Origin of the sequence: Oceanisphaera ostreae (assembly GCF_042676125.1) — a bacterium.
Lineage (GTDB): Bacteria > Pseudomonadota > Gammaproteobacteria > Enterobacterales > Aeromonadaceae > Oceanimonas > Oceanimonas ostreae.
Map to the genome: position 1 here is coordinate 176,084 of NZ_JBHTJS010000035.1, position 24,931 is coordinate 201,014.

Here is a 24,931-nt window from a genome sequence, read left to right on the forward strand (position 1 = left end):
GCAGCAAGGCCTTTTTCGTTTTCTTATGGCGGAGGAGCAGGGATTTGAACCCTGGATGGGCTATAAACCCATGCCGGTTTTCAAGACCGGTGCATTCAACCACTCTGCCACCCCTCCGAACGAGACGAATAATACTGATAGTTATGGCGTCTGTAAACAGTTGAACGTCTGACTGCTGACTAATTAGTCATTATGGCTGTTTTTTGGCTTTTTTGATGTATGATTGGCCGAAGTGGGGGGTTGCCGATGCTGTCGCTCAACAAAATATTGCTGCAAAAAAGCTTCATCAAGCGGTGATAAATCGAAATGTCGACTGGCTTCACCAATCAAGTGCCCATCAATGGTCTGATGCTCTAACAACCAAGACAACGCCTTTCGCAGTGATTCATGCTCACTCATATCGCCTCCGATATTAAGTTATAACATTAGGGTTTTACGTCTGCCTTTTAATTTATATGTATTTTGAATACAATTTTAGCTCAACCGTGATCCACTTCACCATTTTGTACTGAGGTTATATGCACCTGAAACACCGACTGCGCGACGCCACCCTCGCAGGCTTAGCCGCCTTTACTGCCGTGATCATACTAAGTTATCTGAAAAGCTGGACTCATTTCATGGTATTGAGCGCGCCTTTGGGAGCGACGCTAGTGTTGTTATTATTACTGCCCTCGGCCCCTTTATCTCGGCCAAAGCACGTTATTTTAGGCCATTTGTTAACCACTATTTTATCGGTTCTTGGCTTACAGTTTATTCCTGATCCCATGATCGGCTTGGCAGTTTGCTTTGGATTAAGTTTTACCTTAATGGTATTAACCGACACCCTGCATCCCCCTGCTGGTGCCAACCCTATTCTCATTTACTTGGCTGATCCCGAGTTAGCGCCGATGGACTTTATCTTACCCACGCTGTTTGGCACCTTGTTTATGGTCGGATTTGCCAGTATCTATCATTATATTTTTACCCATCGCCGCTACCCTTTTGGTCCCAAGATAGCCAAGACTAACAAAACAGAAGAACATCTCCAGAATCACAGTGATATTACGAAAACAAAAAGAGCGCCCTAAGGCGCTCTTTTTTATTGCTAATGACTATGAGTTAGTCATGGCTGTGCTTAACTTAGAAATGCCATTCTAGGTTAACGGTAGCCGCATCAGTATCAAGTCCATCTACGCCTTGAATACCGAACTTGTTACGCCAGTATTCGTAACCTACACCTGCCCATACGGTGTTGCTCTTATTAAAGGCCAATTGACCCACATCAACCATTAAGGACGTACGCACTAACTGCTCGTCGGTGGTGCCTTTACCTTTGGCGGTATTATAGTTACCGAAGCCTTGGAACTTCATTGGTACTACGCCGACATTAAATGGCAGGCCCCAGCTCAGGTTATAGACTGTGTAATCATTAAAGGTGATGTCTTCTGGGTTATTGAAAGCGTTGTGATTACGCTCATGAGCGTACAATACGCTCAGGTCAAGGAAACCTTTTGGCACATCAAACTTTAGCGTGGGGCCTATTACCAGCATTTTTTTACGTGGAGCAACTCCAGTATTTTTAGTATTTAAATCTAGGCCAGCAGTTAAGGCAACTTCTTTTACTGGACCAAAGCTTAAATCGGCATCGAATACTTTACCCAAGTGCAGCTGATGGCGGTAAGTAACATAGGCTTCCAAGGCACCATCGTTTTTTGTGCCTGCGGCAGGATCGTTTTCATCAGACTGCAGCAAATCCAAGTTGAAGAAGTTCTGACCGTAATCATAACCACTGACATGAGTCAGGCTAAGAATGTGCTTAGTAATATCTTTATTGTTCTTAGGCTCGGTGAATTCAGTACCATAACGATAGCCAACAAAAGTATCAGACCAGTTAGCAGCACTAACTTGTGGTACTGCTGAGACAGCTATGGCCAGAGTAGAAACGGTTAAAATGCGCTTAGTAATTTTCTTCATTACGTGATTCCTTCACTTGTCTAAAGTATAACGCTCTGGTTTTTATAAATTAAATGGCGTCATTTGTATGTTGATTGCTTCATGTTGACAGGTAAATAAATTACACACTTTGACACCAAAAATCTACATTTTGTTCACAATATAAATTAAAAAATGATACTAAACGCCTACACAGTGATCTAACTCAACAGTTCTGTCCGTCGTCAACTTACTTTTCAGACTAGGTTAATACAGCATATTCTCTTTTAATTCAGTACGTTCCACCATTAGTGCTGCCCGTTGCTGTAGGGCAACGTTGGCATTGGGGAAAATTACCGCTTGCTCCTTGTTACCCACCGTCCACTGCTGCTTATTATCTTCGGCCAACAGTGTGCCCGGTGAAAAAGAACTAAAGTTAGCGACATCATCAGAGAAATGAAAACAAAACTGTTCACTTTGCTTGATGATTTCCTGGCACACGTTAAATACGCGAATGCGTGCAATATCAAATGGCATTGGCTGCCAATCAGGCGTTTGTAGTAGCTGGGTTAAATTATGCTCTAAGGCCGCTACTTGGCTAGCTTCGTTATCGCCAAAGGGGTGCACCTTGCCTAGCTCAACCGTAAAAGCATGGGCGCCAAACTGATGAGCACTAAAGTAGCTAAAGGTAGTAGTAGGCCCGTGAGCTAATAAAATAGTGTCGACCCCTGAATTACATAAAAATGCCAGTTGCCCTTTGTGGTAAGGCCGACCATGCGTGAAGGGGTAAATTGCAAACTGCTGATATTTAGAAGGGCGAATGGCGGTATGTAAGTCGTAATGGAGTCGCTCAACGTTATCTTGGGCTCGCGTTTGGTAAAACCGCGACACATAGTGCTCAAGCCAAGCCGCCCGCTCTCTCTCTAAATTTTGTGATCCGGCTTTATTCCCCTCTTTCGTTTTCTCCTCGCCATAAGTACCTAAACCATGAGCCCCTGAAAATAATCGGTTCAGATTTTCTTCGACCTCTCTTACTCCTAGGTTCATGGCCGTGGGGTTACCAAAAATCAGCAATAACCGCTGCTGGCAAGATAAGCGGCCACTGACAATCTCGCTGAGCAATCGAGCACATAGCTCTATGGGAGCGGTTTCATTGCCATGAATCCCACAGGACAACACTACGTCTTTATTTGCCGGCGTTGACGGCTCAATGCATATCACGCCGGTGTCCCACACATAGATGTGCCCGCCATCGGGTAAGGTTTCGCTAAAGGGGGCAAGATATTGCGGATTAGCTCGGCTGAGCGCTAAAAAGTCATTAAGCTGGCTTGCGTTCATGCACACTCACCTCACATATTAACGATAGTGAGGAGTAAGGGAGTAAGAAACTAAACACCTCACACCTTACTCCTCACGGCTATTAACTACACGCCAGCCTTGGCGAAGGTGGCGCTCACCAGCGCTTGTGCTTCTTTGATTAGGCGTTCGAGATGCTCGGCACCCCGAAAGCTTTCGGCATAAATTTTATAAACTTGCTCAGTGCCACTGGGTCTGGCGGCAAACCAGCCGTGATCGGTCACCACTTTTAGGCCACCAATATCAGCCCCATTGCCCGGCGCCTGAGTGAGCCGTGCAATAATCGGGTCACCCGCCAGCATGTCGGCATCAATGGCATCGGCTTCTAGCTTGGCCAATACTTGTTTTTGGGCGAAGGTCGCCGGCGCATCAACACGGCAATACACAGGGTTGCCTAGCTCCTCAACCAGCTGTGCGTAGTATTGATGAGGGGTGAGCCCGGTCACCGCCAAAATTTCTGCTGCTAACAAAGAAGGAATAAAACCGTCTTTGTCGGTGCTCCACACTTGGCCGTTCATACGTAAAAACGACGCTCCGGCACTTTCTTCGCCACCAAAGCCCAGTTGACCTTCAAGTAAGCCATTAACGTACCATTTAAAACCCACAGGCACTTCTATCAACCGTCGACCTAACTGCGCGGCCACGCGATCGATCATTGAAGAGGATACCAAGGTTTTACCTATTGCTAGCTCCTTTGACCAAGCGGGTCTGTGGGTAAACAAATAATGAATGCACACGGCCAAATAATGATTAGGATTCATTAACCCCCCATCATCGACAATACCGTGGCGGTCATAATCGGGATCATTACCGCAGGCAATATCAAAGTCGTCTTTCATTGCCAGTAAATTGGCCATGCAATCGGGACTGGAGCAGTCCATGCGAATTTTGCCGTCGTGATCCAAGGTCATAAAAGAAAACGTGGGATCTTGACTAGGGTTAACCACGGTAATATCTAACCCATAGCGTTCGGCAATGTGCGGCCAATACGCTAAGCCGGCACCGCCAAGCGGGTCGATACCTATGCGCAGGCCAGCGTCACGAATCGCGGCCATATCAACCACTTCACCCAACTCGCTTATATAATGCTCAATATAGTCAAACGGCACCGCTTGCGCCAGTGCTTGACTGAGGGGCTGTTTACAGATTCCCTCGCCGTCTTGGGCAATAAGGTTATTCGCTCGGTCTTGGATCCAACCGGTGGCCGCACTAGAGGCCGGGCCACCGTCGGCACCGTTATACTTAATGCCGCCATCTCGAGGGGGATTATGAGACGGCGTAATCACGATGCCATCGGCCAACGCTTCTGGGTGTGCGCGGTTATGATTAAGAATGGCATGCGACACCACCGGAGTGGGTGTATAACCTCTATCTGACTGTATCTTTACTGTAATGCCGTTAGCGGTTAATACCTCTAATGCCGAGCCCCACGCCGCTTCTGATAAGGCATGAGTATCCATGCCTAAATATAACGGCCCGGTCAGTTGTTGGGCATGTCGATATTCAGCAATGGCCTGGCAAATAGCATGGATATGGCGCTCATTAAAGCTGAAATCCAGGGCACATCCTCTATGACCCGAGGTACCAAACGCCACTTTTTGTTCCGCTTGGGAAACATCGGGTCGGCACTGGTAATATGCGGCCATTAATCGCGGAATATTAACTAATTCGGCGGCGTTAGCACGCATACCCGCTCTGGGATGTCTGCTCATAACCCTTCCTTATGCTGATTTAGATCTAAGTTAGATGCTGTGACACACTCGTTCAATCACACTGTGGGAATAGCCCATGGCAGCCATTAATTGCGCCACTATGTTGCGCTTGCGTCCAGTATTGGTGTTGGTTATCACCCAATAAGGACTGCCCGCAATGGCTTTGGGTTTAGTGGTGTTACCACTAGCAAGCAAAGCGGCTTCATCGTCAGCAAAATAAATACGTTTACGGCCTTTAATGTCGTTCGCTTGGGCAAACGCGCTCGGATTATCTTGATATAAAACCGATAATATATGCATAAAGCGATCGATAGCCGACTCTTGCTCAGCCAACACGTCGCTTTGCAACATCTGCTCTATGCGCTGCCCGATTTGCACCTCGGCTGGCGTTGTTGATGGCTCAGCTAAAGGCGCAGTTTGTGCCTCAACCTGAGCGACCATCTGCTCTAACTGCAGCAGGCGGCGTAATATATCTGAGGCACTTTCACCGATATGCCGCGTATTGCTGGCAATATAACGATAAAGATCTTCATCTACCTCTATGGTTTTCATCATATTTTTTGGCATGTCCACTCCCAATGACGGAGCATGATTATACATGGAGCGGGCGATGTGCCCAAGCAGGTTGCGCCTTATGTTCTCTCAGGCAACAATATCTCACTTGATTCCTCATCAGGAAGTACCCATGCAATTGAATTTTCGTCGCCAAGGCCAAGGCCAAACGGTGATTGTGATCCACGGTTTATTTGGCAGTTTGGATAATTTAAATGGCCTGAGTAAAGCGTTAGCCGAGCACTATGACGTGATTGCCATTGATCTACGTAATCATGGTCTGTCGCCGCACAGTGAACAGATGAACTATCAGAATATGGCCGAGGACATATTGGCACTTATCGCTCAGCTCGAGCTGGAGAATCCCATTCTGGTGGGCCACTCCATGGGCGGCAAGGTTGCCATGATGACCGCAGGCCTTGCGCCCCACCTTATTGGTGGGATCGTGGTCGCAGATATGGCTCCCGTGGCTTATACAAAAGCGCGCCATAACGAGGTGTTTGCTGGTTTAAAAGCGGTGGCAGAAGCCGGCTGTGATGACCGAAAAGCCGCCGATGCCGTGCTCAGCCAACATGTGCAAATAATGGGCGTGCGCCAATTTTTGCTCAAGTCGTTTGTGCCCAATAGTCCCACAACGTGGCGCTTTAACGTAACCGCATTGCTGGAGCACTACTCCGACATTATGAACTGGCCAGGGCTTAAGGAGCCATACATGGGCCCGGTATTATTTATTAAAGGGGCCGAGTCTGATTATCTTATCCCTGAGTATCAGGCCGAGGTAGTACGCCAGTTCCCCAATGCCAAAGCCAAAGTAATACCCGGCACCGGCCATTGGTTGCACGCAGAAAAACCACAGCTATTTAATCGTCTGGTGCTGGATTTCCTTGCCCAGCCCAGTTAACAGCCCTAAATCCTTTATGTTATAGTGGCGCCAATTCATAATGGTCGGACTACATGATGTCTTTAGAACAAATCGAGCTGCTAGAAACGTGGGGCCTTAAGTTCTTTTTCTTAGCCATATTCCTGTTGATTGGATTGGCTATTCAAGATGTGCTCAAGCGAGGCAATGTACCCAAGTTTGGCCGTTACATTGTGTGGTCCGTGTTGTTTTTAGGCTGTGCCGGTTTCGTCGCCAAAGGCATTATTGAAGCCGCTTGGGAAGGAGGCGGCATCGGTTAACCCATGGCTAAGCAAGATACTGATAGAACTACGCTGGATTTGTTTGCCGATGAACGCAGGCGGGGTAGGCCAAAAACTAACCCTCTGCCCCGTGAAGCACAACTTAAATTCAATAAGCGTAATCAACTGAAGCGAGATCGCGAACGCGGCCTAAGCCGCATAGAGTTAAAAGTCGACCAAAGCTTACTCAATAGACTAAATTTACTGGCCGCCGAGCAGCAGCTTAGCCGAGCCGATTTGATCCAAGCCTTGCTGTTACAACAGCTTGAGCTGCAGGACAGCCAATAGGCCAATGGGCCTGACCATCCACAATTTTCGACAGGTGCAACATTATTATGGCAAGTGTAGGTCTGTTTTTTGGAAGTGATACCGGCAATACCGAAGCCGTCGCCAAGATGATCCAGAAAGAACTAGGCAAAAATCTGATTGAAGTACGTGACATTGCAAAAAGTACTAAAGAAGATATTGCCGGTTTCGATCTGCTGCTACTGGGTATTCCTACCTGGTACTATGGCGAATCTCAGGCAGATTGGGATGATTTTTTTCCCGAGCTTGAAAACATCGATTTCAACGACAAATTAGTAGCCCTTTTTGGCTGCGGCGACCAAGAAGACTATGCCGAGTATTTTTTGGATGCCATGGGTACGCTACGTGAAATTATTGAACCAAAAGGCGCTATCATCATTGGTCATTGGCCAACCGAAAGCTACGAATTTGAAGCATCTCGTGCACTGGTAGACGACGCACACTTTATTGGTTTAGGGATTGATGAAGACCGCCAACCCGAACTGACTCAAAAACGAGTGAAAGACTGGTGTAAGCAAATATACGAAGAAATGTGTCTGCAAGAGCTGGAATCTTAATCCGCTCTTTCTGGTCTAATAAGGGGTGCAAAGATGCGTCCCTTTTTTGTATCTTCAACCTTGTAAATTCAATATAGTCACATCGATCCCATCGACCACATAACGACGATAACGTTTGCGAGAGTGTTACTAATGAAAAAATTGAGTGTTTTACTGTTCGCCCTGCTACTGCCGGCGACCTCGGCACTAGCTAACATCACCCCCCTGCCCTTGCCTGAAAATAAAGGCCAGCCGGTAGGCCAAATATTACTACATACAGCGCAAAAGGGTGACACCTTAGCCAGCCTTGCTCGTTATTATGGGGTAAGCCCTATCTTGTTGCTGGCTGCTAACCCAGAGCAAGACTTGCTCTTATTAAAACCAGGTCAAGAGTTAATCGTCCCAAATCAGTTACTCTTACCGCGAGCCGATACTAAAGGTATCGTGATTAACTTGGCCGAGTTACGCCTGTATTACTATCCAGAAGATGGCAGCGACGTGTATGTATTCCCTATCGGCATTGGCCGTGTAGGTCGGGCAACACCAGAAATGACCACCAGCATCAGCCAGATGCGTAAAAATCCCACTTGGACACCCACCACCACGACTCGCCGCGAGTACGAAAAAATGGGCAAGCCACTACCCGCAGTGGTACCTGCAGGGCCCGATAACCCACTGGGTCAGTACGCTATGCGCCTTGCTTATGGCAGTGGTGAATATCTTATTCATGGCACCAACGACCCATTAGATGTGGGCTTACGCGCGAGTGCTGGCTGTATTCGTATGTACCCTGAACATGTTGAGTGGCTGTTTGCCCAAGTAGACCGAGGCGTACAGGTACAAATTGTTAACCAGTCGCTTAAAGTGAGCACCGATGAGTATGGTCAGACATTTATTGAATCCCATGAGCCATTAACACCTGAGGGCTTAGCAGACGACCGTCCTTTGGATATGGCCGCCTTAATGCCTTTAATAGAGCAAGGTGTTAGTCGAGAGCTAATTGAGCAAATCATTAGTCACCGTCAAGGTATGCCCCAAGTGGTAGGCCAGTTACCTTAAATACGGTGAGGTGTAAAACGTAACCCCTTACGTTTTACACCTCGCGGCTCTTATTGAAATTTAGACAAAAAAAAGCCTGGCCGAAGCCAGGCTTTTTTCCGCGACACCAAAATTACTTGGTGTAACGACCCATCTGATCCAGACGAGAGTTAGCGCGATCTGCAGAAGCACGAGCTTCAGCAACATCAGCAGCCAAACGATCAATTTTAGCAGAGTTCATTTGCTGACCCTGTTGAACTGCTTGGATGTCCTGAGACAAGCCGTCCAATTTAGTTTCAACAGCAGTATTTGAACTACAACCGGCCAGCATCAAAGTACCAACGATACCAGCAGTTAACATAATTTTATTGCGCATTACATGCTCCTTGTTTCTATGATGATCAAAAAGACCACTTAGTCATGCTAAGTATGGACGAAGTTCCCTACTAACCGCAAATTATTTTACAAACCATGACGTAAGGAAAATTTGTTCTATCTTCTAGTACATCATTAACTTGCTCTTTTTTTACGCACGTAAAGGGTTCGTTCCACCTCTGCAATTAATGTCCCTTCCTCATCGATAATATTAATACGAAATTGAGGAAAGTGTTTATGACCATCTTGGGTCGCACTAAGTATCTCATCAAGCCGCTCTTGGCTCAAATGAATATCAGCATAAACCCGACTTAGTCCTGGCTTAAGAAAGGTAATGGAAGCTGCTCTATCCCAGATATAATAGTCCTCTCCTAGGCTCCCCATTAAAAGCATTGAGTAGACAGGATCTGTCATAGAGAACAAGCTACCACCATATTGAGTGCGATTAGCATTTCTATTCCACCATCTTAAACTTAACCTAACCCGACAATAACGATAGTCCGGGCTCAGTCGTTCAATACAGATGCCCGCTCCCCAAAAAGGGGGCCAACAGTTCATTAAGACTTTTAATAAGCGCGGGCGGGCAAATATCCGTTTCATTCGACTCATCTGACCAGTATGAAAGAATCCAATATTAACAAATAAAAGTAACACTAACAGGCTTATTGTTCCGGATCATGGCACAGGCCGACAAAACCAGATTGCGGTTGCCTTTAAAGCTAAGAACACGCACAATGAAAGCAATAACCACACGAAATGCGAAACTTTATTCTTATGGCTGACAACAACCAAGCGTTGAAAAAAGCAGGTCTCAAGGTGACGCTACCCCGCGTAAAAATCCTTGAACTCCTGCAGCATCCGGACACTGAGCATGTGAGTGCGGAAGATCTGTACAAAATGCTGATTGATCAGGGTGAAGAAATTGGTTTAGCTACCGTTTATCGCGTGCTAAACCAATTTGATGATGCCGGCATCGTTGCCCGCCATCACTTTGAAGGCGGCAAGTCGGTGTTCGAACTGGCAACTCAAGAGCATCATGACCATCTAGTATGCCTCGACTGCGGTAAAGTCATCGAGTTCCACGATGAAATTATTGAAGAGCGCCAACAGGTTATTTCTAATCAGTTTAATATTAAATTGACCAATCATAGCTTGTATCTCTACGGCCATTGCCATGACAATCCTTGCCGTCATAATGATGAAGAAAAATAAGCAATGACCTTCACAGTCACAAAAAAGCCGCAGAGTTCTGCGGCTTTTTTTATGGGTTTTATCAATGCGCTAAGGAATAGTCGTAATGCGCATCATCTCTCACTGCACCTGTAAAAGCCATACACCGCCAGTAAAGCAAGAGGGTGTATGGCTTTAACGTACGGCGTAAAGCGTACCGCTTCTCTTACGCGCTCTCTTCCTTGCCCCACACGTCACGCAGTGCCACCGTAAGATTAAACACCATGCCTTCGCTGTGGCTATCGCGACAGAAGTAGCCTTCCCGCTCAAACTGATACGCTTGTTCAGGTTTAGCCTCACACAGCGAGGGTTCAACGATAGCCCCTTGCAATACTTGCAAGGACCTTGGGTTTAATGTTGCCTCAAGAGACTCAACAGCACCAGGGTTAGGCACATTGAACAGTCGGTCGTACAAACGAACTTCGGCAGGCACGCCATGTCTTGCCGACACCCAGTGAATAACGCCTTTTACCTTACGGCCATCAGCTGGAGCCTCACCCAAGGTATCGGCGTCATAGCTGCAAAATATAGTAGTGATATTACCTGAATCGTCTTTTTCTACGCGCTCAGCTTTAATCACGTAGGCATTACGTAATCTCACCTCTTTACCCAACACCAAACGCTTATATTTTTTATTGGCTTCTTCACGAAAATCCGCAGCATCAATAAAAACTTCTCGAGAGAACGGTAGCGCACGCGTACCCATCTCTGGTTTGCTGGGATGCAAAGGTGCCTGCAATATTTCTTCATGATCTGCAGGTAGGTTTTCAATCACCAAACGCACCGGATTTAATACCGCCATAGCGCGGGGAGCATTCTCGTTGAGATCGTCACGGATACACGCTTCTAGCATGCCCATTTCAATGGTGTTGTCTTGCTTAGTGACACCAATACGTAAACAAAACTCACGAATTGCTGCAGGGGTATAACCTCGGCGACGCAGACCCGAAATAGTCGGCATCCGTGGATCATCCCAACCCTCAACATGGCCTTCGACTACCAGCTGATTGAGCTTGCGCTTAGACATCATCGTATATTCAAGATTCAGACGAGAAAACTCATACTGTCGTGGATGACAGTCGATGCTGATGTTATCTAGCACCCAATCATACAGACGGCGATTATCTTGAAACTCTAAGGTACATAACGAGTGGCTAATCCCTTCCAATGCATCAGAAATACAATGGGTAAAGTCGTACATCGGGTAGATGCACCACTTATCACCGGTTTGGTGATGATGGGCAAAGCGTACACGATACAATACTGGATCGCGCATCACCATAAAGGACGATGCCATGTCTATTTTCGCGCGTAGGCAAATAACACCTTCTTTAAACTCGCCGTTACGCATGCGAGTGAACAGATCTAAGCTTTCAGTAATAGGACGATCACGGTAAGGGCTGTTACGGCCAGGTGACTTGAGAGTCCCGCGGTGCTCACGGATCTCTTCCGGTGTTAGCTCATCCACATACGCCAGCCCTTTTTCAATCAGCTCAACGGCGTAGCCATATAACTGCTCAAAATAATCTGATGAATAGCGAATATCACCACTCCATTCGAAACCCAACCAGCGCACGTCCCGTTGAATAGATTCAACGTACTCAACACTTTCTTTTTCTGGGTTTGTATCATCAAAGCGCAAATTGCACTTCCCTTGGTAATGCTGGGCAATACCAAAGTTCAGACAGATGGATTTAGCGTGACCAATATGAAGATAACCGTTTGGCTCTGGCGGAAAACGGGTCTGTATTGACTGATGCTTGCCACTGGCCAAATCTTCATTAATGATTTGGCGAATAAAATTGCTAGGACTGGGGTCCACCTGACTCATTCATACACCTCGAACGTGGGAACGGCATTATCAAAGGGCTATGATCCACTATCTGTGCCCACGGCTCAAGAGCCCACAGGGAATAAACCTCTAAAACACAGCTTAAGCCACAGCGGTAAGCTTTCAGCCGTCAGATAAAACAAAAAAGCACCGAGCTTGAAGGCTCGGTGCTTTTTACTGACGGCTTACAGCGGACGGCTGAAAGCTGTTATTAAGTTACTCTTCTATAGGCAACGTTTGTTGAACATAACGCCCAGGTGCAGGCATCAGTGCTGGGCAGTCATCTGAACCTACCGCTCTGGCAGGCACCGACTTGTCACCCAAGAAAGGCGTTGCCCATTTCTGCCAATGCGTCCACCAAGAACCGGCTTCGCGTTTTGCCGTACCCAACCATTGTTCTGGTGTGTCAAAGTTCTCGTCACTTAACCAATAACCGTATTTCTCTTTGCTTGGCGGGTTAACTACGCCAGCAACGTGACCCGACTCACCTAATACCAAGGTTTTATTGCCCCCTAATAAGTGTGACCCGTTAAAGGTCGCATCCCACAGCGCAATATGATCTTCCTTAGTAGACAGGAAGTAACTTGGCGTTTTGACCTTGCTTAAGTCAATGCTGAAGTCGCCCACTTTAACGGCTCCTGGCTGACTCAAGCTATTATTCAGGTAGAGGTCACGCAGCAAGAAACTAGCACAGGTAGCACTCAGGTTGGTGCTGTCACTGTTCCAATACAGGATGTCAAAGTCTGACGGCTCCTGCCCTTTCAGGTAATTGTCGATGTAATAGTTCCAATACAGGCTATTTTCCCGCAACAAACTGAAAGTAACCGCCATTTGTCGGCCATCAAAATACCCTTGCGTCTCGTTAACCGTCTCTAGCGCTTTTACTACCGGCTCATTAATGAACACACCCACTTCACCCGGTTGAGTAAAGTCGAGTAACGTCGTTAAGTAAGTCGCACTTTTCACCCGAGATTTCATGCTTCGAGCTGCATACACCGCTTGCGTTGCCGCCAGCAAGGTACCGCCAATGCAATAACCAATGGCGTTTACTTCTTTTTCGGTAGTAATTTTTTCGATAACGCGAATGGCTTCCATCGTGCCTGATTCGATCAGGTCAGAAAAGCTGGTGCTGCCTTGAGCTTTACCCGGGTTACGCCACGACATAATAAACACACTGTGTCCTTGATCGCGCAGCCAAGCGACTAAGGAATTCTGCTCTTTAAGATCAAGAATATAAAATTTATTGATAAAGGGCGGAATGATCAGCAACGGCGTCTTATGGACGGTTTTGGTAGTAGCCGCATATTGAATCAATTCAAATATGTCGTTTCTAAACACTACATCACCGGGCGTTGTAGCCAGATCCGTACCAAGTTTAAACGCCGATTGACGCGTCATGCGAATTTTTAAGTTATCGGCACTGGCTGCCAAATCTTCTTGAAACAACGCCATCCCTTTTATCAGGTTAGCCCCTTTTTCTTCTAGGGTACGTTGCAATACTTCAGGGTTGCTCCAGAGAAAGTTACTGGGTGATAGTGCGTTGATAGTTTGACGAAAAGTGAACTTTAAGCGCTCTCGTACCGAGTCGGGTATGCCTTCTATTACTTCCAGCATATCGGTAAGTGATTTAGAAAAGTGCAGGTAAGACTGACGCATAAAATCGAAGTGCGGTTCGTCTTTCCAGCCTTTGTGCTTGAATCGACGATCACCAGGTGGATCTTGCACTAAGCTTTCGGTGCTTTTATCCATACTTTTAATCATACTATTTTGACCAATCGCCAACTGGCCTTGCCACCACTGCATTTGCATCTCGAGCAAGCGCATGGGATTGGTTGATAATGCCTGATAAAAAATCTGTAAGTCGTCGGAGTTAACTTGTGATAATGCTTGGCTTATTGGGTTATCACCCAGTTTTGCTTTTTGCATCTCGGTCCACATGGTTTCATTCCAATTAAAAAATTGACCTATGGGTTCATTGCCGTTAAATGTATTCTGCTGCATTGCTTTTCCTTGATAGAAAGTTGCGCTGACCCAACAACAACAATGGGAAGGAGCCGTCAAGCTCCTTCCCTGCCATATAAATTAACTAAAGACTGTCACGCAGCTTATTTTTTCTGTTCGTCGGCAACCAGTTGCTCTAAACCGGTTTTAAACTCTTGCGCCAAATCGGCTAGCTTTTTTGAATCAGCCATCATTTTCTGGCTAACAAGCGTCATGGTTTCTAATTGCTTAGCACCATAATTCATCAACGCTTGCGCATCATTAATCTGGCCGCCAGCTTGCAACTGACTCAAACCGATATCGGCATATTGACGTGCCGCATCCAGCTGTAAGTTAGTAAGAGCCGTAAAGTTACTAGCAACTAGCTGATTATATTTCAGCAAGGGGCCAAAAGCTTTTTCGCTGTGCTCGTTAAAGTTCTGAAAAATATTCGTGTACATAACAGATTCCTTTAATCAGAGAAGAATTTAACAAGCTGCGTTAAACTCGTTTCAATACCACGGCAGTACCCATTCCACCACCGACACACAATGATGCCAGACCCAACTCGCTATTGCTGCGCTGCAACTCATGCACCAAGGTCACCAAAATACGGTTACCCGAAGCACCCAGTGGATGACCTAGCGCAATAGCACCACCGTTAACGTTGGTTTTTTCTAACAAGGCTTGTTCGGCAACATCGTGCTTCTTAGACAACTGTTTAACCACACCCAGCGCTTGTCCTGCAAAGGCTTCATTTAGCTCTAAACGATCCATTTGTGCCAATGTCAGATTGGCGCGGCTTAATGCCTGCGCAATAGCAGGAACCGGACCCAAACCCATAATGGCGGGGTCGATACCGCCTTGGCCATAACCCACTACTTCTGCAAGCGGCGTTAAACCATATTTTTCTACTGCCGACTTGCTTGCCACAATAATAGCACTGCCGCCGTCGTTAATACCGGAGGCATTACCCGCCGTTACAGAGCCGTCGGCTTTAAATGCAGGGCGCAACTTGCCCAGCTTCTCAATACTGCTGTCTGCTTTAGGGTATTCGTCTGTATCAACAATAACGGTTTCTCTGCGGCTTTTTACTTCTACTGGCACTATTTCGCCTTTAAAGTGCCCTGCCTCAATGGCAGCAACAGCCTTGTTTTGGCTCGCAACAGCCAGAGCATCTTGCTCTTCACGAGTAATATTTTCTTGCGCCACCACGTTTTCGGCAGTCACACCCATGTGATACTTGTTGAACACATCAGTTAAGCCGTCATTAATAAGCAAGTCGCTTAGCGCCATATCACCCATTTTATGGCCATTACGCAAATCACCTTTGGCGATAAACGGAATCTGTGACATGTTTTCACAACCAGCGGCTACAACAATGTCAGCATCGCCGGCTTTAATGTGAGCACAAGCATCCATCAGCGTCTTCATGCCGCTGCCGCACACCATATTCAAGCTATATGCAGGTATTCCTACCGGAATACCACCAGCGATTGCGGCCTGACGACCAATGCCCATGCCTTGACCGGCACTGATCACGTTACCCACAATAACTTCGTTAACGAGCTCTGCAGCTAAACCGGCTTGTTCTAATGCTCCTTTAATGGCAATACCGGCAAGCTCGGCGGCAGGAACTGTTCTCAGTGATCCACAAAAACTACCAATAGGCGTGCGCTTTGCCGCCACTATATATACAGGTTCAGACATAAATATATTTCACTCCGTTGATAAAAACAGTCAGATAATTAGTAGTCAGACATTGACGTTTACTGCATGTACAAGCCGCCATTTACCGACAAGGTTTCGCCAGTAACATAGCCGCCATGCTCGCCTGCTAGGTATAAAACGGCACCGGCTACTTCTTCTGTAGTTGCCAAGCGCTTCAACGGAATGGTTGCTTTAATAGAGTCCAGTACATCTTCACGGATAGCCGTAACCATAGGTGTTGCGGTATAACCCGGAGCCACTGCGTTTACACAGACACCAAAGCGAGCACCTTCAGCCGCTAGCGCCTTAGTAAAACCAATCATGCCGGCTTTTGCCGCTGAATAGTTTACCTGCCCGTATTGACCTTTTAGGCCATTTACAGAAGATATGTTAATAATACGACCGCTGCCCTGCTCACACATCTGGTTAAATACAGGCTGAGTCACGCTAAATAGGCTGCTAAGGTTAGTTTCCATCACCTGCTGCCATTGGTCCCAAGACATCTTTTTAAAGGTAGAGTCGCGCGTAATGCCCGCGTTGTTCACCAATACATCAATACGACCCAAATCGCGCAGCGCTTCGGCTAATACTTCGCTAACGGCTTGATGATCACTCACGTCCAGTGCTAGTAATTGAATATCTTTTCCATCCAGCTTTTCTTCTTGTAGCCATTTATTAGCTTGTTCTGCTTTTTCTTTACCTGGACGATGTGTCGCAACCACTTTATATCCACTATTTAAAAACATACGACACACTTCTGTACCAATCCCGCCAGCGGCGCCAGTAACCAGTACAATCTTCTTATCTGTCATCAAATCACTCCTTTGTTTAACTACATCGTCTGATCAGCTTCATGCTGAACATTAGAATAAAAAACAATGCTATGCCTAGATAAATACCTGCCCTTAAGGTCAACTATTTATCTTTATCCTATTCATATACTATAGGCCTAATTTATGAAAAATGAAATTAATTAGCAGATCTATCTAAAAAATTTAAAAAACCATTAAAACCAATAACAAACCAGCTCACCATATAAAATATAAGTGACAGATGACAATATCGTGACAAGAAAGCTGCCGATTGCACCCACTGTGAGTCTAGACATTCTTTCAGCGCTTCAAAGTCAGTAACAATTTGTAAACAAATATCTGTGTTACCTTTCACGTTAAACAGTCACAAAATAAAATAATCTCACACCCTCAACCGTGCTAGCAAGCGTATTTCACCTACGTCGCCCCACAGTAAATAGAGCTATTGCTCACATTACAAAATAAGTACCGAGCAAAAAACTATTATACGGCGCCCTCTCAACCTTACTGTTTAATTACAGTATTTACTCTATCGCTGTTAGTTTATTGATTAGATCCGTTATTCACTTTTTATTATAGCCCTAAATTAAAATAATAATGTAATTTGCTATTTTTTACTGTTCGTTAGATGCGCTTCTTTCAGCTCAGCTGCAAAGTAACGCTCATTAAAGCGCATAAGCAATACCTCATCACTGAAGTGGGCTCAGTGCCTTTATCGTTACCCTCGCGTAGGCGGAGACGAGAATCCAGTCTATTTGTTGTAGGCGACCCGCAAACTGACAGTTCTTCGCCAAAAACCCTGGATTCCCCGCCTTCGGGAATGTCAATCAGGGCCGAGAATGACAAGTGAAAGGCGGAAGTGATAGCAGAACCACTGTTATTATGTTGCATTGCTTAACCAGCTAACTAAAGTAAGCACCCGTGGCTGTCTTTTCTCTAAACCTGTAGGTCGTGCTGAAAATTACGCCGACTATTGCACACTCTTGCAGCAAACAAGCTGATTTAGCTGGCAAAATGCTTTTGTGTGTTGACAGCTTACAGAGCAACATTTAACATGCGCTTCGCATTCAAGCAATGCCTGTTCCCCTTTAGTTCAGTTGGTAGAACGCCGGACTGTTAATCCGTATGTCGCTGGTTCAAGTCCAGCAAGGGGAGCCATTTTAAAGTAGTAAGTTTTGTTCCCCTTTAGTTCAGTTGGTAGAACGCCGGACTGTTAATCCGTATGTCGCTGGTTCAAGTCCAGCAAGGGGAGCCACATTAGACCCAACATTTCATCTTAGCTTCTTGCTGTGAAATGGGTTGCCGTTTTAAAATTGTTCCCCTTTAGTTCAGTTGGTAGAACGCCGGACTGTTAATCCGTATGTCGCTGGTTCAAGTCCAGCAAGGGGAGCCAATTTTCTTGCCTTATTAAGCATCCTAGCTCAAAATCCACCCTGTCGCGTGATTCAACTGAAACTCTTCAGTTACACCCCCTATTTTAAATTCCTCGTTTAACAAGGATTGTGGCTATGCGGGAAAAACGTCCCTTTGGTCAGGCTCTGCTTTGGTCCGGTTTTATTATGTTACTACTCAGCATTTTACTGCCTTGGTGGAACAGCTATAGCTCTCTGGAGCGGCAGGTAGATAAGGTTAACAACAATCTTAGCACGCTGGTTGCTACTCAAAAAAACACCCTCTCACTATTTGGCATTGATGAACTGTCTGTTGAACAGCCACTGGCCAGCCCAAGTGGCAGCTGGTGGTTTGGCCAGCCTGCAGCCAATCATCAGTACGCCCTTGCACAAACGCCGGTTTTTTATCGTCTCAACACTCAAGCTGCCACTCGCCAATGGGCGCTTATCTCCTTGCCATTAGTGCTGTTCACCTTAGTGGTGTTTACTGTCTTATATCTACGTTGGCGCCAATGTGAACGCGCTAAGCATCGCTATTTTCAGACCTTACTTCTCTCTCCTGAACAGGCTAAGGCAGAACACAAACACCCGCTTGAGCAAGGCATTGTTACCCTGCACCACAGCTATAAGAGTAAATTAGAGGAGCTACAGCAGCAGCTTGAACTTGCGCAAAAACAAAGCTATCAAGACAGTCTCACCGGCTTGGGCAATCGCTTTGCATTTCGTCGAGATCTTAACCTTATTCTGGATAATGAAAACCAGCTAGCAACCGCCACATTAATGATGGTTAGGGTCAGCGCCTTACAAGAAATTAACACCGAACACGGTTTTCAAGCTGGCGACCAGTATCTGCAAGATATCGTTAAGCTGGTACGTAAAACAATTCAATCTGAGCTAGGCGCGACAGCTTATCGCGTTAGTGGTGCTGATATTGCAGTTCTGACCAAAGGCCCATGCCAGCCGCTCGCCAAACAGCTAGGCACCTTATTAAATCAAGAACTACATAACTATCAGCATGTGCATGACCTTAGTTGTGCCGCATACATTGGGTTTACCCAGTTGTTACCGGGCCAGCCCGCAGAGCAAGTGCTTATTCGAGCCGATTTAGCATTGGCTCAAGCACAGGGCGGGGAACCCAACAGCTGGAGTATGGTACTAAAGCAAAATGACGGTGAAAGCATGGGCGAAAGCCAGTGGCGTCAGCGTCTGCAAAGCATGCTCACTGACAATCAAATTTTGCTGCAGGTACAGCCGGTTAAAGTGTATAAACAAGAGATGCTAGGTTATAACGAAATTTATACCCGATTCCCAAATCCAGATGGTGGTACTTACCAAGCAGGCACCGTGTTTGCCATATTGCAACGCTTAGATATGTCGATGCTGTTTGAGAAAAAAATCATCTCAATGATTTTGCAAAAAATACAAAACAAGCCATTATCTGGACAACGTTGGGCTATCAACTTAACACCGGCTAGTTTGCAACAAAGCTCCTTCTTGATTTGGCTAGAGCGCATATTAATGCGCGACCGTGATATCACCTCAAAACTCATCTTTGAGTTAGATGAGCAGGTATTGCAACACCAATTGGTAGCCGGTAAGCGTCTACTCGATATGATCCGCCGCTCAGGTGCTCGCTTTGCCATCAGTCGGTTTGGCCATGGCTACGGATCATTTCGCTTACTGAAAGAGATAAAGCCTGACTATGTTAAATTAGACGGTTTATTAGTGAGACAGACCCAAGAAGACAGTACTACACAACAGTTTATGCGCATGATTGTTGATTTGGCACAGCGTTTGGGCTGCTTTGTGATTGCCGAAGGCGTTGAAACAATACGGCAGAAAGAGCTACTCGAATCGATGCATATCGATGGGGTACAAGGCTATCTCATTGCTAAGCCTTGCGACATTGACAGTTTTAAGGGGCTAGTACTTTAAGAGCTTGGCGCTTTAAGGCGGATCAGCTGATTAATGAGTTCGCCAAGGTGTCGATAACGTTTTAGCTCATCTGGGCTATAGCGTGTCGACATCATGGCTGAACTTTGTCGATGCTTGAGATAGCGCATAATTTGTAAACGGTTAAAGCCACCGACTTGATAAACTAAGTTCAGCAGTTGTTGCACTTGTTCAGAATCTAGCCCACAAAGCTCCCCGTAACCAGAGTCTAGCGGGCTATAAATTTTCAGTTCAACATCAGCAATGCTGCCCGCTTCTTGCAAGTATTCCAGCCATTGCTCCACATACATGGGCTTGGTGCCGGCTAATAATTCAAAAAATCCCTGGCCAGAACGACACTCTGACAGTAACAGCACCGCAAGCTTATCGTTATTACAGGTAAAGGTTGTTACGCCCTGCTCACTCCAGTCAAGTGCTTGCAAGCGAATTTCGGCTTGGCCGCCTTCAGCCCCCCGCACTTTGAAAATAAACACAACACACTCCTCTGTTAATCGATGCTCATCTTGGCGTAATCTCCACTGCGAGTCAAAACCACGCTTCACAGCTTTCACTTATCGGTGTAAAGTTGAGTCCTTTATTTATTGCTAGAGAGCTAGGAGTCATCGTCATGCCCAATAAGGAAGTGACCTACAGTATTTCTGAGTTGGCCCATGAATTTGAAATCACTCCCCGCACATTGCGCCACTATGAAGAGTTAGGTTTACTCACCCCAAAGCGTAAAGGTAATACTCGTATTTACAGCCATAAAGATAAATTTAGGCTCGCGCTCACCATAAGGGGTAAGCGACTGGGCTTTAGCTTGGCAGAAATGCGCGAACTATTCGAACTCTACGATGCCGAACACCGTTCTCGCCCACAGTTACACTCTATGGTAGCCATGATTGCAGAAAAGCGCGCCAGCCTGCGCCAGCAGCAAGAAGATATAGAAAAAGTACTCGCCGAGCTGGATGCCGCCGACATTAAAGCTCGAGAAACGCTAGATAAAATAAAACAACACTAAATATAGCTGAAAGCCTTAAGCTGTAAGCGATCAGCTACAGACAAACACTTGTGAAGGTGAAGAGGGACGCTAGCCCCAGGCACTTCCCCTTCACTGTTTACGCTTAACGTTTATCCTGTTGTTAGCAGCTGATGCTAGCTAGCTTGTCGAAGTAGTCTGGGAAGGTCTTAGAGGTACACTTAGGATCTAAGATAATCACGGCGGTGTCGCTTAATGCTACTAGCGAAAAACACATGGCAATGCGGTGATCATTATAGGTAGCAATTTCAGCCTCTTGCAGCTGTATTGCTGGCGTCACTACCAAGTAGTCTTCGCCCTCTTCTACTTCTACCCCTAACTTTCTCAGCTCGGTCGCCATGGCATATAGGCGATCAGTTTCTTTTACTCGCCAGTTATAAATATTACGCAGGCGCGTGGTACCGTTAGCAAATAATGCGGTGGTGGCAATGGTCATCGCCGCATCGGGGATATGGTTCATGTCCATGTCTACGGCTTGCAGCGGGCCCACATGCTCCGCCTCAATAAAGTCATTACCCCACGTAATTTTAGCACCCATGGCTTCTAACACATCGGCAAAGAGAATATCGCCTTGAACGCTGTCGCGGCCAATACCAGTGACTCTTACCTTACCTTTAATGGCGCCCGCGGCTAAAAAATAAGACGCCGACGATGCATCCCCTTCTACTAAAAATTCCCCTGGCGATACATAGGTTTGATTACCCTTAATATAAAAGGTCTGGTAGTTGTCGTGCTCAAGCTCTACCCCAAACTGACTCATGGTATGCAAGGTAATGTCGATGTAGGGCTTAGACACCAACTCACCTTTAATGTGCACTCGGGTATCGCCAGACGACATAGGCGCCGCCATTAGTAGTGCCGTTAAAAACTGGCTAGAAACAGAGCCGTCAATATGAACATCACCGCCCCATAACCCTTTACCGTTAATAAATATCGGCGGATAACCATCGTTTTTCAGGTAGCTAATATCGGCACCCGCTTCACGCAAGGCCTCAACCAAATGGCCTATGGGTCGCTCCCACATGCGCGGCTCACCGGTAAGGGTAAATTCACCAGTGCCTAGCGCAAGGGCCGCACACAATGGTCGCATGGCCGTGCCCGCATTACCCAAAAACAACGACACCGGCTCAGCTGCACTAAAGGCCCGGCCTAAGCCATGAATGACACACTCGGTTTTATCAGCCGACAACTCGTATTGCACGCCCAGCGTTTTTAGCGCATCAAGCATATAACGAATATCGTCACTATCAAGCAAGTTGGTCAGGCGAGTAATACCCTGAGCTTGAGCGGCCAGCAACAGCGCTCGGTTAGAGAGCGATTTGGAGCCAGGCAGATTTACGGTGCCCTCCACCCGGGCGATAGGAGACAGTTTAAGGCTTTCCATAACATTCCTAGAGGTAAGGATAAATAAAACAAGGCAGCTTAGGGCCTGTTGCTCTTTCGTAGTGAAATTTTTCAAGAGTCATGAAAAAGAGTAACAGACCCTAGACGTTAACAGGGCCGAGGCGCTTGGGCAAGCTCGTAACCGGACGCTCGCTGTTTTATGCGAGTACCTTGGTCAGCGCTTCCAGACAGCGCTGGTTTTCATGCTCGAGCCCAATACTAATGCGCAGACAATTAGGCAAGCCATAGCCGGCAATGGGCCGCACAATTACCCCCTCACGCAACAACGCATCATACACAGGCATTGCATTGCGCTGCAGGTCTAGGGTAATAAAATTGCCCCGCGACTTAATATAACGCAAGCCTTGGCTGTCAAAGAAAGCTTCGTAACGCGCCATTTCATGCCGATTAAGCGTAACCGCTTCAGACAAATACGCTTCATCGTCTAAAGCCGCTTCAGCCGCAGCCAAGGCTAGGCTGTTACAGTTAAACGGCTCCCGCACCCGGTTAAGCACGCTAATAAGTTCAGGGTGCGCCACCATATAACCCACGCGTAACCCCGCCAAACCATAGGCCTTAGAGAAGGTGCGCGACACGATTAGGTTCGGATATTGCGCCAGCCACTCAATAGACGGATGTCGCTCGTCTTCAGCCACATACTCGGTGTAAGCTTCGTCCAAAATAATCAATACATCCTTTGGCACCTTAGCCAAAAACGTCGCTAGTTCAGTCTTAGTTAAAAAAGTACCAGTCGGGTTATTCGGGTTAGTAATGCACACCAGCTTGGTTTGGTCGGTAATAGCTGCAGCCATGGCGTCTAAGTCGTGTCCCAAGTCTTTAGCGGGCACTACGACCGCGTTGGCACCGTGCGCTTGCGTGGCCATGCCATACACAATAAAGGTGTACTGGGAAAACACCACCTGCTGACCGGCACCCACAAACGTGTGAAACACCAAATCAATCAACTCATTCGAGCCATTACCCAGCACTAGCTGGTCGATATTAACGCCAAACTTACTGGCCAATGCCGACTTTAAGCCAAAGCCATTGGCATCGGGGTAACGCGCCAGTTCCGGCAACGCCCGCTCAATGGCCGCTTTCGCTTTAGGGCTTAAGCCTAACGGATTTTCATTAGACGCCAGCTTCACGCTGTTACTAATACCCAGTTCACGTTCCAACTCTTCCACCGGCTTACCCGGCTGATAAGGATGCAACATCTCTACCCCAGCATTAGCCAGGGCTAAATAATTAATGCTCACAATGGCTCCCTATAATAACGAATAGCGGTAAGCCGTCAGCGTTAAGCTATCAGCCAAAGAAAAACACCTTGGTAACCTAGTGTTTTATCGTTCGCCTTAACTGACAGCTGACAGCTTACGGCTTAAAGCTTACAGCTGTGTCTTAAGCGTGCTGTTTGGCAAACTTATCCATGAAATCTACCAGCGCCTGTACGCCTTCAATCGGCATGGCGTTATATACACTGGCGCGCATGCCGCCAACTAGACGGTGGCCCTTCAGTGCGACTAATCCGGCCGCCTTCGCTTGTGCCAAGAAGGCGTCGTTTAAGCTCTCGTCTTGCAGCTGAAACGGAATATTCATCCAAGAGCGGGCCTCGGTGTGCACATTATTGCGGTAGAAATTACTGGCATCTACATAGTTGTACAACAAGTCAGCTTTGGCTTTATTACGCTCACCCATGACGGTTAAGCCACCTTGGCGCTTCAACCATTTAAATACCAAACCGGCTAAGTACCAAGCATAGGTTGGTGGCGTATTCAGCATCGAATCCGCTTTAGCTAAGGCTGCATAATCCATAATAATGGGTGTTTGTGGACAGGCTTGGTCTAGCAAGTCTTCGCGCACAATCACCACGGCCAAACCAGATGGACCGATGTTTTTTTGCGCGCCTGCATAAATAAGGCCAAACTGCGTCACATCAATCGGGCGCGATAAAATGGTCGAAGACATGTCAGCGATCAGTGGTACATCACCCGTCTTTGGCACAAAGGGATACTCCACACCGTCTACGGTTTCATTAATGCAGTAATGCACAAACGCCGCCGTTGGGTCTAAGTCCCATTCTTTAGCCAATGGGCGGGGGCCTTGCTCTTCACCGGTAAGTTCGGCTTCGCCAAATCCGTCCAGCACTCGTACCGTGCCTACTTTTTCTGCTTCGGCAATCGCAGACTTAGACCATTGGCCGGTCACAATATAATCGGCCTTAGCATTTTTACCCATCAGGTTAAACGCCAACGCCGCAAACTGGCCTCGGCCGCCACCTTGCAAAAATAACACTTTATAATTGTCGGGGATCTGCATTAGATCACGCAAGTCTTGCTCGGCCTGTGTCGCGACCGCAATAAAGTCGCTGCTTCGGTGACTCAGCTCCATCACCGACACACCCAAGCCATTAAAATTACGAAACTCAGCCTGCGCCTGCTGCATGACTTCAACCGGCAGCATAGCCGGACCCGCACTGAAGTTATAAACCATGTTATCCATTTCCCTGCGTTACCCTATCTGCTAAATAATCGATAATACGTCGCTGAGCACAGATGATATTCACCTGCCTCTTTGGTATATAGAGCCTTGATGATCATGATGGCAAAACGCCATCTTGATATGATCGTTTTACACCGCCCAGCGGCTAAATTAAAG

The 24,931-nt window shown here is 46.8% G+C and carries 25 protein-coding genes and 4 tRNA genes; 12 read left to right on the forward strand and 17 right to left on the reverse strand.

The window, feature by feature from the left end; genetic code table 11:
• Positions 1–26: 26 nt before the first annotated feature.
• Positions 27–117, reverse strand: a tRNA-Ser gene (locus tag ACFQ1C_RS09285).
• Positions 118–183: 66 nt separating this feature from the next.
• Positions 184–399, reverse strand: a complete 216-nt coding sequence (locus ACFQ1C_RS09290) for a hypothetical protein (protein WP_379558324.1) — start codon at positions 397–399, stop codon at positions 184–186.
• Between the two features lie 119 nt (positions 400–518).
• Here ACFQ1C_RS09290 and ACFQ1C_RS09295 point away from each other — a divergent pair, with 119 nt between their 5' ends.
• Positions 519–1,067, forward strand: coding sequence for an HPP family protein (locus ACFQ1C_RS09295; RefSeq protein ID WP_379558325.1), 549 nt, complete (start codon positions 519–521; stop codon positions 1,065–1,067).
• 52 nt (positions 1,068–1,119) lie between these two features.
• Here ACFQ1C_RS09295 and ACFQ1C_RS09300 read toward each other — a convergent pair whose 3' ends face one another.
• The 4 genes from ACFQ1C_RS09300 to seqA all read right to left on the reverse strand — a co-directional run bounded on the left by ACFQ1C_RS09300 (position 1,120) and on the right by seqA (position 5,531).
• The gene (locus ACFQ1C_RS09300) at positions 1,120–1,953 is read right to left on the reverse strand and encodes an outer membrane protein OmpK (RefSeq protein ID WP_379558326.1); all 834 of its coding nucleotides are present in this window, start codon (positions 1,951–1,953) and stop codon (positions 1,120–1,122) included.
• A gap of 225 nt (positions 1,954–2,178) precedes the next feature.
• Positions 2,179–3,249 (reverse strand): succinylglutamate desuccinylase, encoded by a 1,071-nt coding sequence (gene astE / locus ACFQ1C_RS09305; RefSeq protein ID WP_379558327.1) that lies wholly within the window; start codon positions 3,247–3,249, stop codon positions 2,179–2,181.
• 86 nt (positions 3,250–3,335) lie between these two features.
• Positions 3,336–4,979 carry a phosphoglucomutase (alpha-D-glucose-1,6-bisphosphate-dependent) gene (gene pgm / locus ACFQ1C_RS09310; RefSeq protein ID WP_379558328.1) on the reverse strand — a complete coding sequence of 548 codons (1,644 nt, stop codon included), beginning with the start codon at positions 4,977–4,979 and terminating at the stop codon, positions 3,336–3,338.
• A 30-nt stretch (positions 4,980–5,009) separates the two neighbouring features.
• Complete coding sequence (seqA, locus tag ACFQ1C_RS09315; protein WP_379558409.1) at positions 5,010–5,531, reverse strand: replication initiation negative regulator SeqA; 522 nt, start codon at positions 5,529–5,531, stop codon at positions 5,010–5,012.
• 133 nt (positions 5,532–5,664) lie between these two features.
• Between seqA and ACFQ1C_RS09320 the strand changes: the two genes are divergently transcribed.
• From ACFQ1C_RS09320 to ACFQ1C_RS09340, 5 genes are all read left to right on the forward strand, one after another.
• Complete coding sequence (locus tag ACFQ1C_RS09320; RefSeq protein ID WP_379558329.1) at positions 5,665–6,432, forward strand: alpha/beta fold hydrolase; 768 nt, start codon at positions 5,665–5,667, stop codon at positions 6,430–6,432.
• Between the two features lie 56 nt (positions 6,433–6,488).
• Positions 6,489–6,710, forward strand: coding sequence for a DUF2788 domain-containing protein (locus ACFQ1C_RS09325; RefSeq protein WP_379558410.1), 222 nt, complete (start codon positions 6,489–6,491; stop codon positions 6,708–6,710).
• Between the two features lie 3 nt (positions 6,711–6,713).
• The gene (gene ybfE, locus ACFQ1C_RS09330) at positions 6,714–6,998 is read left to right on the forward strand and encodes a LexA regulated protein (RefSeq protein WP_379558330.1); all 285 of its coding nucleotides are present in this window, start codon (positions 6,714–6,716) and stop codon (positions 6,996–6,998) included.
• A gap of 47 nt (positions 6,999–7,045) precedes the next feature.
• Positions 7,046–7,573, forward strand: a complete 528-nt coding sequence (gene fldA, locus ACFQ1C_RS09335) for a flavodoxin FldA (RefSeq protein ID WP_379558331.1) — start codon at positions 7,046–7,048, stop codon at positions 7,571–7,573.
• 132 nt (positions 7,574–7,705) lie between these two features.
• A complete protein-coding gene (locus ACFQ1C_RS09340; RefSeq protein ID WP_379558332.1) occupies positions 7,706–8,611 on the forward strand; it encodes a L,D-transpeptidase family protein in 906 nt (301 codons plus the stop codon).
• 112 nt (positions 8,612–8,723) lie between these two features.
• Here the strand turns inward: ACFQ1C_RS09340 and ACFQ1C_RS09345 are convergent, their stop codons facing one another.
• Both ACFQ1C_RS09345 and ACFQ1C_RS09350 read right to left on the reverse strand, forming a co-directional pair.
• On the reverse strand, positions 8,724–8,966 hold the full coding sequence (locus ACFQ1C_RS09345) for an LPP leucine zipper domain-containing protein (protein WP_379558333.1): 243 nt from the start codon (positions 8,964–8,966) through the stop codon (positions 8,724–8,726).
• Positions 8,967–9,100: 134 nt separating this feature from the next.
• Positions 9,101–9,565: a DUF4442 domain-containing protein gene (locus tag ACFQ1C_RS09350; RefSeq protein WP_379558334.1), complete on the reverse strand. Its 465-nt coding sequence runs from the start codon at positions 9,563–9,565 to the stop codon at positions 9,101–9,103.
• A 174-nt stretch (positions 9,566–9,739) separates the two neighbouring features.
• On the opposite strand from ACFQ1C_RS09350, the gene fur reads away from it, so the two are divergent.
• Positions 9,740–10,177 carry a ferric iron uptake transcriptional regulator gene (gene fur, locus ACFQ1C_RS09355; RefSeq protein WP_379558411.1) on the forward strand — a complete coding sequence of 146 codons (438 nt, stop codon included), beginning with the start codon at positions 9,740–9,742 and terminating at the stop codon, positions 10,175–10,177.
• A 184-nt stretch (positions 10,178–10,361) separates the two neighbouring features.
• Here fur and glnS read toward each other — a convergent pair whose 3' ends face one another.
• The 5 genes from glnS to phbB form a co-directional block, all read right to left on the reverse strand.
• Positions 10,362–12,026 carry a glutamine--tRNA ligase gene (gene glnS, locus ACFQ1C_RS09360; RefSeq protein WP_379558335.1) on the reverse strand — a complete coding sequence of 555 codons (1,665 nt, stop codon included), beginning with the start codon at positions 12,024–12,026 and terminating at the stop codon, positions 10,362–10,364.
• Positions 12,027–12,242: 216 nt separating this feature from the next.
• Positions 12,243–14,027 (reverse strand): class I poly(R)-hydroxyalkanoic acid synthase, encoded by a 1,785-nt coding sequence (phaC, locus tag ACFQ1C_RS09365; protein WP_379558336.1) that lies wholly within the window; start codon positions 14,025–14,027, stop codon positions 12,243–12,245.
• Between the two features lie 104 nt (positions 14,028–14,131).
• Complete coding sequence (locus tag ACFQ1C_RS09370) at positions 14,132–14,467, reverse strand: phasin family protein (protein ID WP_379558337.1); 336 nt, start codon at positions 14,465–14,467, stop codon at positions 14,132–14,134.
• A 40-nt stretch (positions 14,468–14,507) separates the two neighbouring features.
• Positions 14,508–15,716, reverse strand: coding sequence for an acetyl-CoA C-acetyltransferase (locus tag ACFQ1C_RS09375; protein WP_379558338.1), 1,209 nt, complete (start codon positions 15,714–15,716; stop codon positions 14,508–14,510).
• Positions 15,717–15,775: 59 nt separating this feature from the next.
• Positions 15,776–16,528 carry an acetoacetyl-CoA reductase gene (gene phbB / locus ACFQ1C_RS09380; RefSeq protein ID WP_379558339.1) on the reverse strand — a complete coding sequence of 251 codons (753 nt, stop codon included), beginning with the start codon at positions 16,526–16,528 and terminating at the stop codon, positions 15,776–15,778.
• A 1,082-nt stretch (positions 16,529–17,610) separates the two neighbouring features.
• Here phbB and ACFQ1C_RS09385 point away from each other — a divergent pair.
• The 4 genes from ACFQ1C_RS09385 (at position 17,611) to ACFQ1C_RS09400 (ending at position 19,854) form a co-directional block, all read left to right on the forward strand.
• Positions 17,611–17,686 (forward strand) — tRNA-Asn (locus ACFQ1C_RS09385).
• A gap of 21 nt (positions 17,687–17,707) precedes the next feature.
• Positions 17,708–17,783 (forward strand) — tRNA-Asn (locus ACFQ1C_RS09390).
• A gap of 62 nt (positions 17,784–17,845) precedes the next feature.
• Positions 17,846–17,921, forward strand: a tRNA-Asn gene (locus ACFQ1C_RS09395).
• 115 nt (positions 17,922–18,036) lie between these two features.
• Entirely contained in the window at positions 18,037–19,854 is a 1,818-nt protein-coding gene (locus ACFQ1C_RS09400) for an EAL domain-containing protein (RefSeq protein WP_379558340.1), read from the forward strand.
• Here the strand turns inward: ACFQ1C_RS09400 and ACFQ1C_RS09405 are convergent.
• Entirely contained in the window at positions 19,851–20,345 is a 495-nt protein-coding gene (locus tag ACFQ1C_RS09405) for a hypothetical protein (protein ID WP_379558341.1), read from the reverse strand. The genes ACFQ1C_RS09400 and ACFQ1C_RS09405 overlap by 4 nt on opposite strands.
• Positions 20,346–20,479: 134 nt before the next feature.
• Between ACFQ1C_RS09405 and ACFQ1C_RS09410 the strand changes: the two genes are divergently transcribed.
• Positions 20,480–20,872: a MerR family transcriptional regulator gene (locus ACFQ1C_RS09410; protein WP_379558342.1), complete on the forward strand. Its 393-nt coding sequence runs from the start codon at positions 20,480–20,482 to the stop codon at positions 20,870–20,872.
• 121 nt (positions 20,873–20,993) lie between these two features.
• On the opposite strand, the gene aroA is transcribed toward ACFQ1C_RS09410, so the two are convergent.
• From aroA to serC, 3 genes are all read right to left on the reverse strand, one after another.
• Positions 20,994–22,274 (reverse strand): 3-phosphoshikimate 1-carboxyvinyltransferase, encoded by a 1,281-nt coding sequence (gene aroA, locus ACFQ1C_RS09415; protein WP_379558343.1) that lies wholly within the window; start codon positions 22,272–22,274, stop codon positions 20,994–20,996.
• A 157-nt stretch (positions 22,275–22,431) separates the two neighbouring features.
• Entirely contained in the window at positions 22,432–23,532 is a 1,101-nt protein-coding gene (gene hisC, locus ACFQ1C_RS09420; RefSeq protein WP_379558344.1) for a histidinol-phosphate transaminase, read from the reverse strand.
• A gap of 142 nt (positions 23,533–23,674) precedes the next feature.
• Entirely contained in the window at positions 23,675–24,775 is a 1,101-nt protein-coding gene (gene serC / locus ACFQ1C_RS09425; protein WP_379558345.1) for a 3-phosphoserine/phosphohydroxythreonine transaminase, read from the reverse strand.
• Between the last annotated feature and the right edge of the window lie 156 nt (positions 24,776–24,931).

Bases quoted from the DNA above. Each gene is read 5' to 3' on its own strand.
- ACFQ1C_RS09290 (WP_379558324.1), bottom strand. From the start codon at position 399: ATGAGTGAGCATGAATCACTGCGAAAGGCGTTGTCTTGGTTGTTAGAG.
- ACFQ1C_RS09295 (WP_379558325.1), top strand. From the start codon at position 519: ATGCACCTGAAACACCGACTGCGCGACGCCACCCTCGCAGGCTTAGCC.
- ACFQ1C_RS09300 (WP_379558326.1), bottom strand. From the start codon at position 1,953: ATGAAGAAAATTACTAAGCGCATTTTAACCGTTTCTACTCTGGCCATA.
- astE (WP_379558327.1), bottom strand. From the start codon at position 3,249: ATGAACGCAAGCCAGCTTAATGACTTTTTAGCGCTCAGCCGAGCTAAT.
- pgm (WP_379558328.1), bottom strand. From the start codon at position 4,979: ATGAGCAGACATCCCAGAGCGGGTATGCGTGCTAACGCCGCCGAATTA.
- seqA (WP_379558409.1), bottom strand. From the start codon at position 5,531: ATGAAAACCATAGAGGTAGATGAAGATCTTTATCGTTATATTGCCAGC.
- ACFQ1C_RS09320 (WP_379558329.1), top strand. From the start codon at position 5,665: ATGCAATTGAATTTTCGTCGCCAAGGCCAAGGCCAAACGGTGATTGTG.
- ACFQ1C_RS09325 (WP_379558410.1), top strand. From the start codon at position 6,489: ATGTCTTTAGAACAAATCGAGCTGCTAGAAACGTGGGGCCTTAAGTTC.
- ybfE (WP_379558330.1), top strand. From the start codon at position 6,714: ATGGCTAAGCAAGATACTGATAGAACTACGCTGGATTTGTTTGCCGAT.
- fldA (WP_379558331.1), top strand. From the start codon at position 7,046: ATGGCAAGTGTAGGTCTGTTTTTTGGAAGTGATACCGGCAATACCGAA.
- ACFQ1C_RS09340 (WP_379558332.1), top strand. From the start codon at position 7,706: ATGAAAAAATTGAGTGTTTTACTGTTCGCCCTGCTACTGCCGGCGACC.
- ACFQ1C_RS09345 (WP_379558333.1), bottom strand. From the start codon at position 8,966: ATGCGCAATAAAATTATGTTAACTGCTGGTATCGTTGGTACTTTGATG.
- ACFQ1C_RS09350 (WP_379558334.1), bottom strand. From the start codon at position 9,565: ATGAAACGGATATTTGCCCGCCCGCGCTTATTAAAAGTCTTAATGAAC.
- fur (WP_379558411.1), top strand. From the start codon at position 9,740: ATGGCTGACAACAACCAAGCGTTGAAAAAAGCAGGTCTCAAGGTGACG.
- glnS (WP_379558335.1), bottom strand. From the start codon at position 12,026: ATGAGTCAGGTGGACCCCAGTCCTAGCAATTTTATTCGCCAAATCATT.
- phaC (WP_379558336.1), bottom strand. From the start codon at position 14,027: ATGCAGCAGAATACATTTAACGGCAATGAACCCATAGGTCAATTTTTT.
- ACFQ1C_RS09370 (WP_379558337.1), bottom strand. From the start codon at position 14,467: ATGTACACGAATATTTTTCAGAACTTTAACGAGCACAGCGAAAAAGCT.
- ACFQ1C_RS09375 (WP_379558338.1), bottom strand. From the start codon at position 15,716: ATGTCTGAACCTGTATATATAGTGGCGGCAAAGCGCACGCCTATTGGT.
- phbB (WP_379558339.1), bottom strand. From the start codon at position 16,528: ATGACAGATAAGAAGATTGTACTGGTTACTGGCGCCGCTGGCGGGATT.
- ACFQ1C_RS09400 (WP_379558340.1), top strand. From the start codon at position 18,037: ATGCGGGAAAAACGTCCCTTTGGTCAGGCTCTGCTTTGGTCCGGTTTT.
- ACFQ1C_RS09410 (WP_379558342.1), top strand. From the start codon at position 20,480: ATGCCCAATAAGGAAGTGACCTACAGTATTTCTGAGTTGGCCCATGAA.
- aroA (WP_379558343.1), bottom strand. From the start codon at position 22,274: ATGGAAAGCCTTAAACTGTCTCCTATCGCCCGGGTGGAGGGCACCGTA.
- serC (WP_379558345.1), bottom strand. From the start codon at position 24,775: ATGGATAACATGGTTTATAACTTCAGTGCGGGTCCGGCTATGCTGCCG.